Consider the following 16,014-nt stretch of genomic DNA (forward strand, 5'->3'; position numbering starts at 1 on the left):
TCGCGTAATTGATGGAAAGGGCAGTCGATTCCGTTTCAACCGTCAGCGCAGAACAGGCAGGTACGGGGCCTCGATTCCCTGCTCTTCGAACGCAGTCAGCGCCGAGCGTGCAAATGCGCGCTGGACTGCCCACTGGCGCCCAGGCTTGACCTGCGCCGTCACTCGAATGGTAATTGCCTCGGCAGTAACCGAATTGACTCCCAGCATCTCCGGCTTGTCGATCATGTCCGCCCTGATCGGTTCGGACTCCGCCGCCTCGAGGACAGCTCGCGTCGCCACCTCACACGCTTTGTGCACGTTCGCATTGTGGGCGATCGGGAGATCGAGAACTGCAGTGGCGTAACCCTGACTCATGTTGCCCACTCGCAGGATTTCGCCGTTGCGGCAATACCACAAGGTGCCGTTGACATCTCGAATCGTGGTGACGCGCAGGCCCACTGTTTCGACGGTGCCGACCGCGTCGCCGAGATCAACGACGTCGCCGACACCGTACTGATCCTCGAGCAACATGAAGATGCCGGAGAGGAAGTCACGCACCAGGTTTTGTGCACCGAAACCGATGGCAAGGCCGATGACTCCGGCGGATGCGATGAACGGCGCGACGTTGATCCCGAGGATGCCGAGAATCTGCAGCACACACCAGACCAGGATGACGATGGACACCGTCGATTTGAGTACCGAACCGATGGTCCGGGCTCGCTGCGATCTGCGCTCGTTCACCTTGGCGTTCGGAGACTTGCGAGGCTTCGACATTCGATCGATCCCGCGGTGCAGTGCGAAGCGCAGAACGACTGCGAGTGCCACGTAGATCGCGATCTCGACGGGTCGGTGAATCAACCAGTCTCGGTTGGTATCGGTCAGTTCCCATGCTTGTATTTCGGAAATCATCTCCATGCAGTCTACGGATTCGGGCCGATCCGGGCATCGGTGCAGGGCAGACGGTCCAAAGCCGAACAGGCAGCTAGGCTTACGTCATGGCTGCGTTCACTGGCATACCCGTTGCTGCACTCGACTTCTACGAAGACCTGGAAGCCGACAACAGCAAGACCTGGTGGGCAGCGCACAAGGAGACGTACGACGAAGTGGTTCGTCGTCCGATGGCGTCGTTGACCGCGGCGTTGGAGGACGAATTCGGCACGGCCAAGCTCTTTCGGCCGTATCGTGACGTTCGATTCTCGAAGGACAAGATCCCGTACAAGACGCACCAGGGAGCGTTCGTCGGTCTCGCCGAGAGCTGTGGCTACTACGTGCAGATCGACGCGGCAGGGTTGATGGTGGCCGGTGGTTTCTACGCCAGCAGTTCGGAGACCATCGCGCGTTATCGTGCGGCTGTCGACGACGACGTTCGAGGCCCGGAGCTCGAGAAGATCCTGGCCTCCGTCGAGAAGGCCGGATTCACGATCGGCGGCGACAAGCTCAAGACGGCGCCTCGCGGATACACGGTCGATCACCCGCGGATCGAATTGCTGCGTCACAAGTCGCTGACTGCTGGTCGTAGTTACCCAAGCCCGTCGTGGCTGGACAGCGCCAGGACATTGAAGGAAGTTCGCACAGCGTGGCGCGCACTGACGCCTTTGGTCGAATGGTCCGGACAGGTGCTCGGACCGAACTGACCGTCCGACAGAAAAGTGTGACGTAGCCGTAGGAGAGTTCACCTCGAGTTCATCAAAACTCGAGACGCCTGGGGCTAGCGTGGTGTGTGTAACCGAAAGTTTCGGTCCCGCTTCGAGTCGCAGCGCCGCAGTTCGAAGCCATTTTCTCTCGATCGACATCGTGAACAACCCGTGTCAGTGGAGACCATCATGGCTATGTTTCTCGCTCTCGTCCTGATCATCTCGGTCCTCGGAATCGTCGGCACCTACCTCGCGTTCAGTGCGGTCTACTTCGTCGAGATGCGCAAACTCGACAAGTAAGGGGTGCGAATTGGCCTGATTCGACTATTTCTGGGCCGATCGCGACGACCCTCCCTGCGTACGCTGTTAGGGCATCCTTATCCGCTCGCAACAGTGGATGATTCATTTCTTTTGGAGGTTCGACACGCATGCCCGCTCAATCCACGCTCTTGCTTCCCGAGGGCTACTCCGACAACCGCCTCGTTTCGGACCTCACACGTCGGCAGTTCGGCTTCGGTGCCGGGATCGCCGGGCTGGGCGCGTTCCTGGCGGCCTGCGGTGACAGCGGGAGCAGTTCGGGTGAAACCGAAATGCGTTCTGTGACGACACCTCTCGGAACGTACGACATTCCTGTCAATCCGAAGAGGGTTGTCGCGATCGACTCGCGGCTCGATCTGGAACCTGCTGTAGCTCTGGAACTTCCGCTCGTCGGCTACACGTACGCCCAGGCGACACCGTGGGTGCCTATCGATTCGTCGGTACCGTTCCTGTCGGAGATCCCCAACCGCGAGCAGATCTTGGCGCTCGAGCCCGACCTGATCGTGTGCCTGAACTACGAGAGCGAGTGGTGGCCGGTGGCCGAGATGTCCACCATCGCACCGGTTCTGACGACAGAGTTCACCGACGACTGGCGCACAAACCTCTCGCGGTTGTCGGGCTGGCTCGGTCGAACGGCCACACTCGATCGATTGACGCTCGACTACGACAATCTGATTTCCGACATCCGCAGTCGTCATGCCGAGAAGATTGCGTCCAAGACCGTCGCCAGTGTCTCGTTCATGCCGGACACGAACACGCTGTACGTCACGAGCATCCGTACCTCCGAGAAGGGCGACAAGCCCAGCGACATGACGCTCGGCGACATCGGTGGCAAAACCGCCACCTCGGAGGGGCTCGATCCCGAGGGCGGCGTCAGCCTCGAAGGCCTCGACGTGCTGGCCGGCGTCGACGGCTTCATGATCACCGAGAACGAGGACAGTGCGGCGTACCAGGCATTGGTGGCGAGCAAGCTGTGGCAGCGACTCCCGGCAGTGCAGGCGGGCAACGTCACCAGTCTGGGTGGCTCTACGTTCTACGGTTCGATCTACACGATTTCGTACGTGGCACAGGGTTGGGATGCCCTGTACAACAAGATCAGCTGAAGCCTCTGCCGACCGGACCGATGAGTTTAGGTAACGCGGGCGGTCTAATCAGGTAGGCATTGACCAGAACTGAGGAGATCGACGTGCAAACAGAGCAATCCCCAGCGTTAGTGCAATCCCGCGACGGTACGACCATCGCATACGAACGCTCCGGTGCCGGACCAGCAGTGGTCCTGGTCGCCGGAGCGTTCTGCGACCGCGGATGGTTCGATTCCCTGGCTGCAGAGTTGGCGGCGGACTTCACGGTGTACTCGTACGACAGGCGCGGACGCGGGGACAGCGGTGACAGTCGCGCGTTCTCGATCGACGCCGAGGTGGAGGACTTGCGGGCGGTCGTCGCTGCCACCGGTGAAACACCGCTCGTTTACGGATTGTCGTCGGGTGCCGCGCTGGCTTTGGAGGCCGCTGCGCAGGCCGTTCCGATGCGTAAGCTCGCCGTCTACGAGGCGCCGTACATGGACGACGACCAGCGTGACGAGACTGCCCAAAGTGACCTGGAGCGATTGATTGCGGGCGGCGACAGGGAAGGTGCTGTGACGCGTTTTCTGGATCTGACCGGTGCATCCGCGGAGATGGTCGACGAGATCAAGCGGAGTGCCGATTGGCCCGACATGTGCGCCATCGCGCACACCTTGCCTTACGACGTCGCTGTGTGTGATCACGGCTGTCAGTCGCTCGACTGGCTTGCCTCCATTACCGTCCCCACGTTGGTCATGTACGGCGGTGACAGTGGTCAATGGGCACCTGCCTCGGCGACGAGAATCGCTGCAAAAGTCTCGGGGACAAAGACTTTGGAGATCCCCGGTCAGGGTCACGGCGTTGCCGACGACGCTATTGTCCCGGCTCTGCGTGAGTTCTTTTCCGGCTAATCGCTGTGCGGCGAAAACGATCGTCAACCTAGGGTTGACGTTTTCGATTGCGTCAACCTATGGTTGACGCATGAGCAAGCCAGTGGAAATGACCAACAAGGTTCGACTCGACGACCTCATCGACGCGATCAAGAAGGTGCACACCGATGCTCTCGACCAACTCTCCGACGCCGTGATTGCCGCTGATCATCTCGGTGAAGTTGCAGATCACCTGATCGGTCACTTCGTCGACCAGGCGCGCAGGTCGGGAGCGTCGTGGACGGAGATCGGCGCGAGCATGGGTGTCTCGAAGCAGGCTGCGCAGAAGCGTTTTGTTCCCAAGGCGCCGAGTGATCAGAAGCCGATGGATCCGAACGAAGGGTTCAACCGGTTCACTCCCCGGGCGAAGAACGTCGTCATGGCCTCGCAGAACGAAGCCCGCGCCGCCGGTAACGCAGAGATCCAGCCGGAGCACCTGCTCCTGGGGCTCGTCGAGGAGCCTGCCGGGTTGGCTGCGAAGGCGATAGTGGCGCAGGGGGTGGAGCTCGGATCCGTCCGAGCTGCAGTGGCCGGTGTACTACCGGCTCCGACTTCCGAACTACCAGAACTCATTCCGTACGACGCTCGTGCGCGCAAAGTCCTGGAACTGACGTTCCGTGAGGCTCTTCGCCTGGGCCACAACTACATCGGAACCGAGCACATCCTGCTCGCGCTGCTCGAACTCGAAGACGGATCAGGTGTTCTGGCTGATCTCGGAATCTCGAAGTCGGTGGCGGAGTCGAACATCGTTGGAGCGTTGGCCGTCATTCAGGATCAGTGATTCAGAGGTGAATCCGATGCAGAAGAGGGCCGCACCCTTGCGGGTGCGGCCCTCTTCTTGTGTCACTGATCAGACAGCGCGCACATTGGTGGCCTGAGGACCCTTCTGGCCCTGGCCAACCTCGAACTCCACACGCTGGTTCTCGTCGAGCGACTTGTAGCCGTTGCCCGAGATTTCAGAGTAATGAACGAACACGTCCGGTGTTCCGTCGTCGGGAGCGATGAAACCAAAGCCCTTTTCGCCGTTGAACCACTTCACGATGCCCTGTGCCATACCGATACTCCCTACAAACTCGATCCGGGCCCTCACATCGAAGTCCCGATCTCGATATGTCTATCCTCCCACGCCGCGCAAGTCGAACGGTGGGCGACGTGCAAAAGACGGTAATTCGGAAGCTTTCGAGGAGGGAATGGCAACTGATCTTCAACTGATTTTCGACGCTGGAGCGACCCGATCGCAGAAGGCAGGGACTGGTGGCTCGCCCAACTGCCTGCGGTGATAGATCAGCGGGAATGTACTTGTCCGCTCGAGAACGGTCCATTTTTATCGCTCCGATCTCTCGGAATCGCAAACGTAGGAACCCTATGGAAGATGAGGGTGGGCTAACCTCTCTTTCGCTGTGCCCTCGGCGCGCGCAGCAGTCGCCGAGAAGGAGAGTGCATACATGTACGGAACGATTTGTGAATCCACGACGTCTGAACTTGTGGACCAGCTCAGTCGCCGTGGGTTCTTCGGGGTCGGCGCAGTGGCAGCGGCCGCCATCCTTGCGGGGTGTTCGACTACATCAGATGCTTCTGATGCCGGCGAACAACGTGAGGTGATCAATGCGCTCGGAACCACCACGATCTCGGGAAAGCCGGAAAGGATCGTTGTTGCCAGCGACTTCACGGATCTGGAATTCCTGCTCTCGCTCGGCGTTCACCCAGTCGCCTACGGCAACACAGGATCGTGGGACCGCGGTTCACTGCCTTGGCAGAGCACCGCGGGAATAGCCGACCTCGAAAGCTTCGGCACCACAGGCGAAATCAACCCGGAAATCATCGCGCGCTACTCGCCGGACCTCATCATCGGAATGAAGACTTATCTCGAACCTGCAGCCGAGAGGCTCAGTCAGATCGCTCCGGTCATCGCGCTGGACTGGACCACCTCGTGGCGTGACGGCGTCGCCATGGTCGGGCAGGCAGCTTTTGTCGACGAGGCTGCTGCTGCAGCGATCGCCCGGACCGACGCTCTGATCTCCGACACCGCAGCTTCCCTGAACGGCTTGGGTGGCAAGACGATCATGATCGGCTCGATGTACGGCGATCAGTTGTATGTGCAGGGGGATGCCAGTGCGCCCGGGGCTCTGCTGCGCGAACTCGGACTCGACTATCGCGGATACAACGCCGAGCAGATGACTGCGCTGTCGATGGAGCAGGCGGAGGTACTCGCACCCGCAGACATTTTGCTCAGCCTCGCTTCTGATCAGGAAGCGACGACGAGGTTGGAGAACTTCGCAGTTTTCCAGAACCTCCCCGCGGTGAAGGCGCGATCCTATGCGCCGGTCGAACTTCTGCTCTCGAATGCCTTTGTCGATAATTTCGGTCCACTGAGCGCGCCGTACGCCTTGCCGCAGCTCGCCGGGGTCTTGACCGGGCTTGCGGCGGGCCAGGGAAAACAGCTCCCCTGACCTCGCTTCCGAGCCTATTGACGCCGCGTCGGCCTAGCATCGAAACATGGTGGACATAGATCTGACGGGCCGCGCCGCAGTAGTCGGCGGATCACAACCGCTGCGAGCGATACTCGAAACCCCCACTACCCCCGGCCCGTGGCCGGGGGTAGTGATGATTCACGAGGCCTTCGGGCTCGAGGAGGTGATGCAGCGGCAAGCCAAGCGGCTGGCCGCTGCGGGATTCCTGACGCTCGCTGTCGACCTCTACAGCGCGGGCGGGGCGAAGCGGTGCCTAGTGCCCACCATGACGTCGATGCTTCGAGGACACGGCAAGGCGTTCACCGACATCGAAGTCGCTCGCAGTTGGCTGGTGGAATCCCCGGACTGCACCGGAAAGATTGGTGTCATCGGATTCTGCATGGGCGGCGGCTTCGCGATGGTCAGCGCCGGAGATTTCGACGCTGCCTCGGTCAATTACGGTCAGCTTCCACGCAAACTCGATGAGGCCGTGGTGGATGCGTGCCCGATCGTCGGGAGTTTCGGAGGCAAGGACTTTTCGCTCCGGGGCGCGGCAGCGAAGCTGGAGACGGCGCTCAGCAATGCCGGTATCGAGAACGACGTCAAGGAGTACCCCACCGCCGGCCACGCGTTCCTCAACGACGCGGAGGCCGGACCCAAGGTGCTTCATCCTTTGGAGCGCATCCTCGGAATCGGTCCCGATCCTGTTGCAGCGCAGGATGCCTGGAAGCGAATCGACTCGTTCTTCGAGCGCCACCTGGCGTGATCAGCGACTGGTTCTCTCACCGCCGTTGACTGCCAATACCTGACCGGTGATCTGCCGGGCACCCGGTGAGGCCAAGAAATGGACGGCTGATGCGATGTCGTCCGGGGTTCCGGCGCGCTTGGTGCTGGTGGATTCGATCAGCATCGCGCGACGCTCGTCCGTCAGAAAGTCCCGGAAGAACTCGGTGTCGGCGATGTAACCGGGGGAGACGATGTTCGCCGTGATGCCTTCTGGGCCCAGTTCGGCGGCCAGATCGACATTCCACGTCGCAACTGCTGCTTTGGCAGCGCCGTACGCTCCAGCTCCCTTGTCGGCGGCAATCGATCCGATGGTGATGACGGCACCGCCACTGGGGATTCGATCTCGAACTGCTGCTGTGGTCAACACTGCCGAGATCAGATTGGAGTCCAGATTGGCCCGCCACCCGGCGGCCAGGGATTCCAGATCTGACGGCGCTTCACGATCGAAGTCCGTGTTACCGCCGGCGCAGTGCGCCACGACGTCGATGGTTCCCGGAAGCGAATCCTGCAGCCGCTTCAGGTCTTTCGGGTCGGAGTTGTCACAAGTCAAGGCGTGAACATTATCGCCCAACTCCTCCGCGGTCTTTTCGAGTGGTTCCGTGCGTCGGCCGGTGACAAAAACGGTGTCTCCGTCCCGGGCGAACGCCGCTGCAACTGCGCGCCCGATCCCTGTTCCGCCGCCGGTTACCAGAACTGTGCGTGTCATGCCTACCTCCGTGAGCTACGTTTAGACCTATACGAAGAACGTATCATTTAGAGCTAAACGAGGTGTGCAGTGGTGGGCGACTACAACCCGGACGACGCGGTGGACGCGGTTGCCTTGGCGTGGCTTCGCGAAAGGCCGGGCACGCCCGTGGAGGGTATCGGCATCGTCACCAGGCTGTGGATGTGCGCCAAGCTGCTCGGTGAGGATCGCCGACGGGTACTCGCCTCGGCCGGTGCGGACACAGCCACGCTGGACCTACTCAGTGTCCTGCGGCGATCCGGCGAGCCGTATCAGTTGACGACTCGCCAGATCACCGAGCAGACCGGAGTCACGGCCGGTGCGATCTCGCAGCGACTCGCGCGCGCGGAGAACGCGGGTCTGGTGGAGAGGTCCTCCGCCGCGCAAGGGTCACGAATAGTGCTCGTGACCCTCACTGCCGCCGGTCACGAGCTGGTGGAGCAATTGGTGGACCGAGTTCTCGGCCGTGAAGCCGAACTGACGTCGATTCTCACCGAGCAGCAGCAGGCCGAACTCACCGAACTGCTGCGTGTCTTTCTCGACGGCCTACGCGGCGAACTCGGTGACTCCGGCGTCGCGCACGTCGGGGCTTGATCAGGACAGGCGCTCGAAGACCGCAGCCAGGCCCTGCCCGCCGCCGATGCACATCGTCTCGAGGCCGTAACGCGCTTCGCGACGGTCCATCTCGCGCAACAGGGTGGCCAGGATTCGTCCACCCGTAGCTCCGACCGGATGTCCGAGGGAGATGCCGGAGCCGTTGGGGTTGATGCGTGGGTCGTCGGCCTCGAGATTCCAACTCTGCAGGACTGCAAGTGCTTGTGCCGCAAAGGCTTCGTTGAGTTCGATGACGTCCATGTCCGCCAGGGACAGCCCGAGGCGGCCGAGTGCCTTCTCCGACGCCGGTACGGGGCCGATGCCCATGGTGCGCGGCGGAACGCCCGCAACGCTCCAACTCGCGAGGCGTGCGAGCGGTCGCAGTCCGAGGGTACGAGCTTTGTCGGCGGTGGTGACGATCGCCAGTGCTGCGCCGTCGTTCTGACCGCTGGCATTACCTGCAGTCACGGTGGAGTCGGGGTCGATCTTTGCGCGCATGGGACCAAGGCGCACAAGCGATTCCATCGAGGTGTCGGCGCGTGGATGCTCGTCGGTGTCGACGAGCAGGGCCTCGCCCTTGCGCTGCGGAACGGATACCGGAACGATTTCTTCGGCGAAGACGCCGTTCTTCTGTGCTGCGACTGCACGCTGATGGGACTGAACCGCGAGTGCATCTTGATCCTCGCGGCTGATGGAGAACTCGGCGCGCAGGTTCTCTGCCGTTTCGATCATTCCGCCGGGAACCGGGAAGTCACGTCCGCCGGCTGTGACGCGGGCGCGCGCGAGACGATCGCTGAGCGCAACTCCTTCACCCTTGACGCCCCAACGCATTCCGGTTGCGTAGAACTCGGCCTGGCTCATCGACTCGGCACCGCCCGCGAGGACCAGGTCACTGCCACCGGACTGAACCTGCATGACGGCCTGGATGACTGCCTGTAATCCCGACCCGCACCGGCGATCCACCTGCATGCCGGGAACATCGATGCCCAGACCCGCGTTGAGCGCCGCGATGCGTCCGATCGCCGGAGCCTCACCGTTCGGCGAAGCCTGGCCGAGAATGACGTCGTCGATCTCCGCGCCGGAAATGCCGGTACGCGTGACGAGTTCGGTGATCAGCGTCGAGGCGAGATCTTCCGGGGCTACGTCACGGAAGACACCGCCGAAGCGGCCGACAGGGGTACGGAGCGGTTCACAGATGACAACGTCAGGCATTGGTTCTTCCTTGGTTCTGCTCGGTCAGCGGGTGGCAGCCGAGTGATTGTTGGACGACTGAGTACGTCCGAGATCGACGGAGATGGCGTCCGCAGTGGCGACTGCGGCCGGAACCAGTTCACCGCGAACAGCTTCGGCGCTGTAGCGGGCGGCTTGGGTGGAGATGTTGACGGCCGCGACCACGTCACCGGTCGCGTCCCGGATGGGTGCGGCGAGCGAGCGCAGACCCTCTTCGAGTTCCTGATCGACAATCGCGAACCCGTCGGCGCGAATCTTCTCGAGTTCGGCACGCAGTCCGTCGGCGGTGGAGATGGTCTTGCCGGTCAGGCGGGCGAAGGACACTCGGGCGAGGTAGGCGTCCAGTGCGTCGTCCGGCAAGCCGGCGAGCAGAACTCGACCCATGGATGTGGCGTACGCGGGAAAGCGCGTGCCGATGGTGATGGACACCGTCATGATGCGGCTGACCGGAACACGAGCCACGTACACGACGTCGTCACCGTCGAGGATCGACACGGACGTGGATTCACGGACCTTGGCGGACAAGGCTTCCAGATGCGGCCCGGCGATCTCGGGAAGGGACAGACTGGAGAGGTAGCTGTAGCCGAGTTCGAGGACACGGGGCGTCAACCAGAACACCGAACCGTCAGTACGTACGTATTCGAGTTCGACGAGCGTGAGTAGGAAGCGGCGAGCAGTCGCACGCGTGAGGTCGGTGTGCCGGGCAACCTCGCTGAGGGTGCGACGCGGGTGCTCACCATCGAAAGCCTTGATGACGGAAAGCCCACGGGCCAGCGACTGCACGTAGTCCGGGGACGGTCCCGGCGCTTGCTCGCTGCTGTTCTCACTCATGTTGTCTCGTTCTCCTCAGGTTCGGCCGAGAGGTCCGCGAGTGCTTGCTTTCCCAGCGCAAAAGCCAAGTTGCTGTTCGGCACACCCGCATAGACCGCGGTATGGAGAAATACTTCCACGAGTTCGTCGGGATCGATCCCGGCACGCAGCGCAGCGCGAATGTGCATGTCGAGTTCGTGTTCGTTGCCGACGGCAGTGAGGATCGCGAGAGTGAGGAGCCTGCGGGTGTGGTGATCGAGGCCGGGGCGCGACCAGATGTCACCCCACGCCGTGCGAGTGATGAAGTCCTGGAAAGGGGCGGTGAACTCGGTGGCACCGGCAATGGAACGGTCGACGTGGGCGTCGCCGAGCACCTGGCGTCGTACGGTCATGCCGGCCGACACCGCGGCGCTACGTTGGGCGAGCGCAGATGTGTGCGAGGCAATATGCGTTGCAAGTAGTTTGGTGACGCGCCCGGCTTGTTCGACGTTGGCCAGGTGTGCGCCCGGATCGACCACGTGCAGTACCGCATCGGCGATGCCGTCGGCGATCGCACCCAACGTCGACGGAGGCGTCGCCGGATCCTGCTCGCCCGCGACGAGGAGCGTCGGAGCGACGATGCGGGCCAGGTCGTTGCGGCCGTCCCACGTCGAAAGCGCCTCGCAGCAGGCGGCATAACCCTCGTCGGGTGTGGCTTCGACCATCGCGACGTGGCGGGCGACAAGCTCCGGATCGTTTTCGGCCAGTCCCGGCGTGAACCAGCGTCCGACGACGGCGGCCGCGATGGACGCGATGCCGTCCGCACGGACAGCCTGCGCACGATCGATCCACGGCTGAGCCGGGGCGAACTGCGAGGACGTGCACATCAACGTCAACGTCTCGACGCGAGTGGGGTGGTGCGCGGCGATCCATTGGCTGACAGCGCCGCCGAGGGAGAGCCCGACGAGATGTACGGACTCGAGTTCGAGCGAATCGAGGAGAGCGATGACATCGCAGGCGAGATCGGCAATTGAGTAGGGGCCCGCAGGCACCGGTGACTTGCCGTGGCCGCGATGGTCGACGGCGATGACGCGGTAGCGATTCGACAGCGCGTGAATCTGCGGCTGCCACATGGACAGATCGGATCCGAGTGAACCCAGGAGAACCACTGCCGGGGCATCGAGATTGCCGGTCTGTTGAAAGTTGAGAACGACGCTCATCGAGATCCTCCTGTGGGGCGTTCGGCGAGGGCGCGGTCGACCAGATCGGTGGCGTGGCCCAGATAGTGTGCGGGGTCGAGTAGTTCGGCGATCTCGGTTTCGCTCAGGTGCTCTGCGATGGCGGGATCACGATCCAATCTGGTTCCGGAAGTGGCTGCCGCGGTGACGATGTCGCGCGCTCGATCAGTGTGTGCGGACAGGGCCTTGGTGACACGCTCGGCGAGAATCAGGCCACCGGTGATGTCGAGATTGCGAGCCATCGACTCGGTGTGTACTTGCAGGCCGGTGAGGCTCACGGAAAGCTGGTGCGCAGCTCCGCCTGCCAGACGCAGGAGATCGGTGACGGTTTCCCATTCGGCGTGCCAGGGGCCTGCGGCGCGAGCGAATTCGTGATCCATGTTCGACAGGGCTGTGGCCACCAGTGCGGGAGCACGTCGCGCTGCCGCGCGGGCGGTGATCGCGGCAACCGGATTCTGCTTGTGCGGCATGGCCGATGAGCCGCCCGGAGCGCTCTCGGCAACCTCGGACAGTTCGGTGGACGCCATGACGGTGATGTCGGTGGCGGGCTTGGAAACGGCGCCGGCGACGATACCGAGTGTGGTCGCGAGTTCTGCGATGGTCACGCGGTCGGTGTGCCAGGGAGTGACCTGCCTGGCCAGGCCGAGTTCGTCGGCCAGCGCGTCGGCGATCCTGAGCCCGTCGGGATACAACGCAGCGAGTGTTCCTGCGGCTCCGCCGAATTGAACCGGCAACGTGGACAGCACGATCTCGAGGCGGATCGCGGCGGCGTCGAGTGCGGTGAACCAACTCGATGCCAGTAGCCCGAAGGTGGTCGGAAGTGCTTGCTGGCCCAGAGTTCTCGCGACCATCGGAGTGGAGCGATGGAGGCGGGCGAGGTGGGCGGCGGAATCGGCGGCGCGGGTCAGGTCGGCCAGAACCACCGCGCCCGCGCGTCGCGTCAACAGCATCAGCGCACAGTCCATGATGTCCTGACTGGTGGCGCCCGGGTGCACCACGGAGGCAGGCACACCTTCCTGTCCGACCCTTTCGCGCAGCATCTTCACCAGCGGAATGACGGGATTTCCGCCGGCGGCCGACGCGCGGCCGAGCGCCACGATGTCCAGACCGCCCGGTTGTGAGAGTTCGGCCGCGGCAGCAGCCACCGCGGCGCAATGTTCCCCGTCCGCCAACCCGACTGTGGCCATCGCACAACTCAGTGCGGCCTCCACGTCGAGCAATGCGGTGACCCACGCCTGGTCGGACAGGTGCTCCGATACACGGGTGGCCCCGAACACCGGGTCGAACAGTGCGCCGCGAGTGGGCATGTGTACTCCTCTTACAGCTCGAAGAAGGGCGTCTCGACGCCGTTCGCGTCCTCGTCCTGAACATAGACCGTCCAGGAGTACCCACCGTCGACCTTGGTTGCAACCAGCTTCGCGCGTTCGGTTTCGCTCAGTGAGGACAGCACCGGATCTGTTGCGTGTGCGTCGGCGTCTTCGGGGAAGTACAAGCGGGTGACCAGGCGGTCGAGCATGCCGCGAGCGAAGACCGACACGTTCACGTGTGGGGCCTCGTCCGCATCCGTTTCAGTGGGCTGCGCACCGGGCTTGACAGTGTGGACCAATGCAGTGCCCGTGGGATCCGCTGCGCTGCGGGCGAATCCGCGAAAACCAGCCGGAGTGAGCTCCACTGCGCCACGGGGATCGTCCGGATGGTTGAAGCGTCCGAGCGTATCGGCCTGCCATGTTTCGATCATCGCGTCGGCGACGGGTGTACGGGCGCCGTCGATCACCGTGATGGCCAGCGTGATTCGTCCGGGGGCATCGGCGGGAGCGGCGTCGGGGCCGTCCGTCCAGGGGAGGCCGATGTGCCAGTACGGCCCGACGGTCTGAGAGGGCGTGACACCGAAGGGGGCGGTGGTGAAGTCGCCGGGGACGACCGGATAAGTGGGTGCGGGCTTCGCGGTGTGATCAGTCATCGTGGTCTTCCTCGTTCTCGAATACGGAGGCGTTACGGCCGCGCAGGACGATGTCGAAGCGGAACCCGAGAGCCCAGTTGGGGACTGTGGCGTCGTAGTCGAAGACGCTGACCATGCGGTGACGTGCTGCTTCGGGTACCGCGTTGTAGATCGGGTCCTGGAAGAACATCGGATCGTCGGGGAAGTACATCTGCGTCACGAGGCGCTGCGTGAATGCCGTGCCGAACAGCGAGAAATGGATGTGTGCCGGTCGCCAGGCGTTGTCGTGGTTCATCCACGGGTAGGCGCCCGGCTTGATCGTGGTGAAGCTGTAGTGGCCGTTCGCGTCGGTGACGCAGCGACCCAGGCCGTTGAAGAACGGATCCAGCGGCGCGGGCCAGTTGTCGCCGGTGTGGCGGTAGCGTCCACCGGCGTTGGCCTGCCACACCTCGAGCAGTGTGTGGGGGACGGGTTTTCCGTCGCCGTCGAGTACGCGGCCGTGAACGACGATGCGCTGTCCCTGTGCTTCGCCGCCGTTGGCAATGGTCAGGTCGTTTTCGCCGGCGCCGACGCGATCCTCGCCGAATACCGGCCCGGTGAGCTCCGTGAGCCGCTGGGGGAGCAGCTTCAGCGGCTGCTTCGGGTGGCGAAGGGAAGTCGTCTTGTAGTCCGCGAAATCGGCCGGGGCGTTGACGCCAGTCGGCCGCTGGTACCTCGGCGGGAGATGCAGCATAGGGAACCTCGTCGTTCGGTTACGTGAAGTTGTTCGCAATGTGTACATGTGTTGCGCTCTGCGAACAGAATAGTTCGTAGATGTGACCCAGGCAATGCCGGGGGCGAGAAATGTTCGTTATGCGGACGGGGGTTCACAATACGTACGGGTCGCGCTACTGTGATCGACATGATGGACAAAGTCATTCCCACTGCTGCCGAGGCCGTCGCCGACGTGCCGGACGGCGTCACGATCGCTGTCGGAGGTTTCGGGCTCGTCGGAGTGCCGGAAATCCTCATCGATGCGCTCCTCGAGCAGGGCGCGACATCACTCGAAACGGTGAGCAACAACTGCGGCACCGACGGGTTCGGGCTCGGAGTGCTTCTGGAGAAGGGGCGTATCCGTCGTACTGTCAGCTCGTACGTCGGCTCCAACAAGGAGTTCGCGCGTCAGTACCTTTCCGGTGAGCTGGAAGTCGAACTCACGCCGCAGGGCACGCTCGCCGAGCGCATGCGCGCCGGGGGAGCGGGCATCCCCGCGTTCTTCACCCCGGCCGGCGTCGGCACCCAGGTCGCCGACGGCGGCCTGCCACTGCGTTACGACGGCAGCGGCGGCATCGCAGTTGCCAGTCCGCCCAAGGAAACTCGTGACTTCGACGGCGTCACCTATGTGATGGAGCGCGGCATCGTCGCCGACTATGCACTGGTCCATGCCTGGAAAGGTGACCGGCATGGCAACCTCGTCTACCGCGCGAGTACCCAGAACTTCAATCCGGCTGCAGCAACGTCGGGGCGCATCACCATTGCGCAGGTCGAGCACCTCGTAGAGCCGGGTGAGCTCGACCCCGCCGAGATCCACACGCCGGGCATTCACGTTCAGCGTGTTGTCCACGTCGGCCCCGTGACGGTCGGCATCGAGAATCGGACGGTACGAGCATGACTTCTGTACTACCCACCAAACTCACCCGCGAAGAGATGGCGGCCCGCGTCGCGCGCGAACTCGAGGACGGGCAGTACGTGAACCTCGGCATCGGTATGCCGACGCTGGTTCCGAACTACCTCCCGACCGACATCACCGTTGTATTGCACTCGGAGAACGGCGTTCTGGGCGTGGGGCCGTACCCGACCGAGGACGAACTCGATCCCGAGCTGATCAATGCGGGCAAGGAGACCATCACCGTTCTCCCCGGTGCGTCGTTCTTCGACTCCTCAGCGTCGTTCGGCATGATCCGCGGCGGCCAGGTCGACGTTGCCGTGCTCGGTGCCATGCAGGTCAGTGCCACCGGAGACCTCGCGAACTGGATGATCCCCGGCCACATGGTCAAAGGCATGGGCGGCGCGATGGACCTGGTCCACGGCGCAAAGCGCGTCATCGTGATGATGGAGCACGTCTCGAAGAAGGGTGAGCACAAGATCGTCGAGAAGTGCTCGCTTCCGCTGACCGGTAAGGGCTGCGTCCAGCGAATCATCACCGACATGGCCGTGATCGACGTGACTGACGACGGTCTCCGCCTGGTGGAGACGGCGCCGGGCATCAGCGTCGAGGACGTGGTTGCTGCTACCGGGGCGAAACTGATTCTTTGACAGTCTGTTTCATCTGATGGCTCAGCCGCCGGGTCGTGACTTCCATCC

The 16,014-nt window shown here is 63.0% G+C and carries 18 protein-coding genes; 9 read left to right on the plus strand and 9 right to left on the minus strand.

Features of this window, described 5'->3' with window-relative positions; all coding sequences use genetic code 11:
• Nucleotides 1-42 precede the first annotated feature (42 nt).
• Nucleotides 43-888 carry a mechanosensitive ion channel family protein gene (locus YH3_RS15305; RefSeq protein ID WP_003939801.1) on the minus strand — a complete coding sequence of 282 codons (846 nt, stop codon included), beginning with the start codon at nt 886-888 and terminating at the stop codon, nt 43-45.
• 86 nt (nt 889-974) lie between these two features.
• Here YH3_RS15305 and YH3_RS15310 point away from each other — a divergent pair, with 86 nt between their 5' ends.
• The 4 genes from YH3_RS15310 to YH3_RS15325 all read left to right on the plus strand — a co-directional run bounded on the left by YH3_RS15310 (nt 975) and on the right by YH3_RS15325 (nt 4,702).
• On the plus strand, nt 975-1,613 hold the full coding sequence (locus tag YH3_RS15310) for a DUF2461 domain-containing protein (RefSeq protein WP_003939783.1): 639 nt from the start codon (nt 975-977) through the stop codon (nt 1,611-1,613).
• Nucleotides 1,614-2,041: 428 nt separating this feature from the next.
• Complete coding sequence (locus YH3_RS15315) at nt 2,042-3,034, plus strand: ABC transporter substrate-binding protein (protein WP_007729992.1); 993 nt, start codon at nt 2,042-2,044, stop codon at nt 3,032-3,034.
• 83 nt (nt 3,035-3,117) lie between these two features.
• Nucleotides 3,118-3,903, plus strand: coding sequence for an alpha/beta fold hydrolase (locus YH3_RS15320; RefSeq protein WP_058226624.1), 786 nt, complete (start codon nt 3,118-3,120; stop codon nt 3,901-3,903).
• A 70-nt stretch (nt 3,904-3,973) separates the two neighbouring features.
• On the plus strand, nt 3,974-4,702 hold the full coding sequence (locus YH3_RS15325; RefSeq protein WP_030536545.1) for a Clp protease N-terminal domain-containing protein: 729 nt from the start codon (nt 3,974-3,976) through the stop codon (nt 4,700-4,702).
• 69 nt (nt 4,703-4,771) lie between these two features.
• Here YH3_RS15325 and YH3_RS15330 read toward each other — a convergent pair whose 3' ends face one another.
• A complete protein-coding gene (locus YH3_RS15330) occupies nt 4,772-4,975 on the minus strand; it encodes a cold-shock protein (protein ID WP_003939930.1) in 204 nt (67 codons plus the stop codon).
• 346 nt (nt 4,976-5,321) lie between these two features.
• Between YH3_RS15330 and YH3_RS15335 the strand changes: the two genes are divergently transcribed.
• Nucleotides 5,322-6,371, plus strand: coding sequence for an ABC transporter substrate-binding protein (locus YH3_RS15335; protein ID WP_238592625.1), 1,050 nt, complete (start codon nt 5,322-5,324; stop codon nt 6,369-6,371).
• Between the two features lie 46 nt (nt 6,372-6,417).
• Complete coding sequence (locus YH3_RS15340; RefSeq protein ID WP_064443672.1) at nt 6,418-7,137, plus strand: dienelactone hydrolase family protein; 720 nt, start codon at nt 6,418-6,420, stop codon at nt 7,135-7,137.
• On the opposite strand, the gene YH3_RS15345 is transcribed toward YH3_RS15340, so the two are convergent.
• The gene (locus tag YH3_RS15345; RefSeq protein ID WP_054188428.1) at nt 7,138-7,863 is read right to left on the minus strand and encodes an SDR family NAD(P)-dependent oxidoreductase; all 726 of its coding nucleotides are present in this window, start codon (nt 7,861-7,863) and stop codon (nt 7,138-7,140) included. It abuts the gene before it with no gap.
• A gap of 72 nt (nt 7,864-7,935) precedes the next feature.
• Here YH3_RS15345 and YH3_RS15350 point away from each other — a divergent pair, with 72 nt between their 5' ends.
• On the plus strand, nt 7,936-8,475 hold the full coding sequence (locus YH3_RS15350) for a MarR family winged helix-turn-helix transcriptional regulator (RefSeq protein ID WP_099698127.1): 540 nt from the start codon (nt 7,936-7,938) through the stop codon (nt 8,473-8,475).
• Here the strand turns inward: YH3_RS15350 and YH3_RS15355 are convergent, their stop codons facing one another.
• From YH3_RS15355 to pcaH, 6 genes are read right to left on the minus strand one after another with little or no spacing between them, the layout of a single operon-like run.
• The gene (locus tag YH3_RS15355) at nt 8,476-9,687 is read right to left on the minus strand and encodes an acetyl-CoA C-acetyltransferase (RefSeq protein WP_064443673.1); all 1,212 of its coding nucleotides are present in this window, start codon (nt 9,685-9,687) and stop codon (nt 8,476-8,478) included.
• Between the two features lie 24 nt (nt 9,688-9,711).
• Complete coding sequence (locus tag YH3_RS15360) at nt 9,712-10,536, minus strand: IclR family transcriptional regulator C-terminal domain-containing protein (protein WP_007730008.1); 825 nt, start codon at nt 10,534-10,536, stop codon at nt 9,712-9,714.
• On the minus strand, nt 10,533-11,714 hold the full coding sequence (pcaD, locus tag YH3_RS15365) for a 3-oxoadipate enol-lactonase (RefSeq protein ID WP_064443674.1): 1,182 nt from the start codon (nt 11,712-11,714) through the stop codon (nt 10,533-10,535). Before pcaD ends, YH3_RS15360 begins: the two co-directional genes overlap by 4 nt.
• Nucleotides 11,711-13,039: a 3-carboxy-cis,cis-muconate cycloisomerase gene (gene pcaB / locus YH3_RS15370; protein WP_050654574.1), complete on the minus strand. Its 1,329-nt coding sequence runs from the start codon at nt 13,037-13,039 to the stop codon at nt 11,711-11,713. The genes pcaD and pcaB overlap by 4 nt, the downstream gene beginning before the upstream one ends.
• 11 nt (nt 13,040-13,050) lie before the next feature.
• Nucleotides 13,051-13,692 (minus strand): protocatechuate 3,4-dioxygenase subunit alpha, encoded by a 642-nt coding sequence (gene pcaG / locus YH3_RS15375; protein WP_042446987.1) that lies wholly within the window; start codon nt 13,690-13,692, stop codon nt 13,051-13,053.
• Complete coding sequence (gene pcaH / locus YH3_RS15380; protein ID WP_007730015.1) at nt 13,685-14,404, minus strand: protocatechuate 3,4-dioxygenase subunit beta; 720 nt, start codon at nt 14,402-14,404, stop codon at nt 13,685-13,687. The genes pcaG and pcaH overlap by 8 nt, the downstream gene beginning before the upstream one ends.
• Nucleotides 14,405-14,575: 171 nt before the next feature.
• Between pcaH and YH3_RS15385 the strand changes: the two genes are divergently transcribed.
• Both YH3_RS15385 and YH3_RS15390 read left to right on the plus strand, forming a co-directional pair.
• On the plus strand, nt 14,576-15,322 hold the full coding sequence (locus YH3_RS15385) for a CoA transferase subunit A (protein ID WP_030536554.1): 747 nt from the start codon (nt 14,576-14,578) through the stop codon (nt 15,320-15,322).
• Nucleotides 15,319-15,966 (plus strand): CoA transferase subunit B, encoded by a 648-nt coding sequence (locus YH3_RS15390; RefSeq protein WP_003940102.1) that lies wholly within the window; start codon nt 15,319-15,321, stop codon nt 15,964-15,966. The genes YH3_RS15385 and YH3_RS15390 overlap by 4 nt, the downstream gene beginning before the upstream one ends.
• Nucleotides 15,967-16,014 lie beyond the last annotated feature (48 nt).

The organism is Rhodococcus sp. YH3-3 (assembly GCF_001653035.1).
GTDB lineage: Bacteria > Actinomycetota > Actinomycetes > Mycobacteriales > Mycobacteriaceae > Rhodococcus_F > Rhodococcus_F qingshengii.

Bases quoted from the DNA above. Each gene is read 5' to 3' on its own strand.
- YH3_RS15345 (WP_054188428.1), bottom strand. From the start codon at position 7,863: ATGACACGCACAGTTCTGGTAACCGGCGGCGGAACAGGGATCGGGCGC.
- YH3_RS15385 (WP_030536554.1), top strand. From the start codon at position 14,576: ATGGACAAAGTCATTCCCACTGCTGCCGAGGCCGTCGCCGACGTGCCG.
- pcaG (WP_042446987.1), bottom strand. From the start codon at position 13,692: ATGACTGATCACACCGCGAAGCCCGCACCCACTTATCCGGTCGTCCCC.
- YH3_RS15360 (WP_007730008.1), bottom strand. From the start codon at position 10,536: ATGAGTGAGAACAGCAGCGAGCAAGCGCCGGGACCGTCCCCGGACTAC.
- YH3_RS15340 (WP_064443672.1), top strand. From the start codon at position 6,418: ATGGTGGACATAGATCTGACGGGCCGCGCCGCAGTAGTCGGCGGATCA.
- YH3_RS15315 (WP_007729992.1), top strand. From the start codon at position 2,042: ATGCCCGCTCAATCCACGCTCTTGCTTCCCGAGGGCTACTCCGACAAC.
- pcaH (WP_007730015.1), bottom strand. From the start codon at position 14,404: ATGCTGCATCTCCCGCCGAGGTACCAGCGGCCGACTGGCGTCAACGCC.
- YH3_RS15330 (WP_003939930.1), bottom strand. From the start codon at position 4,975: ATGGCACAGGGCATCGTGAAGTGGTTCAACGGCGAAAAGGGCTTTGGT.
- YH3_RS15355 (WP_064443673.1), bottom strand. From the start codon at position 9,687: ATGCCTGACGTTGTCATCTGTGAACCGCTCCGTACCCCTGTCGGCCGC.
- YH3_RS15390 (WP_003940102.1), top strand. From the start codon at position 15,319: ATGACTTCTGTACTACCCACCAAACTCACCCGCGAAGAGATGGCGGCC.
- pcaB (WP_050654574.1), bottom strand. From the start codon at position 13,039: ATGCCCACTCGCGGCGCACTGTTCGACCCGGTGTTCGGGGCCACCCGT.
- pcaD (WP_064443674.1), bottom strand. From the start codon at position 11,714: ATGAGCGTCGTTCTCAACTTTCAACAGACCGGCAATCTCGATGCCCCG.
- YH3_RS15305 (WP_003939801.1), bottom strand. From the start codon at position 888: ATGATTTCCGAAATACAAGCATGGGAACTGACCGATACCAACCGAGAC.
- YH3_RS15310 (WP_003939783.1), top strand. From the start codon at position 975: ATGGCTGCGTTCACTGGCATACCCGTTGCTGCACTCGACTTCTACGAA.
- YH3_RS15325 (WP_030536545.1), top strand. From the start codon at position 3,974: ATGAGCAAGCCAGTGGAAATGACCAACAAGGTTCGACTCGACGACCTC.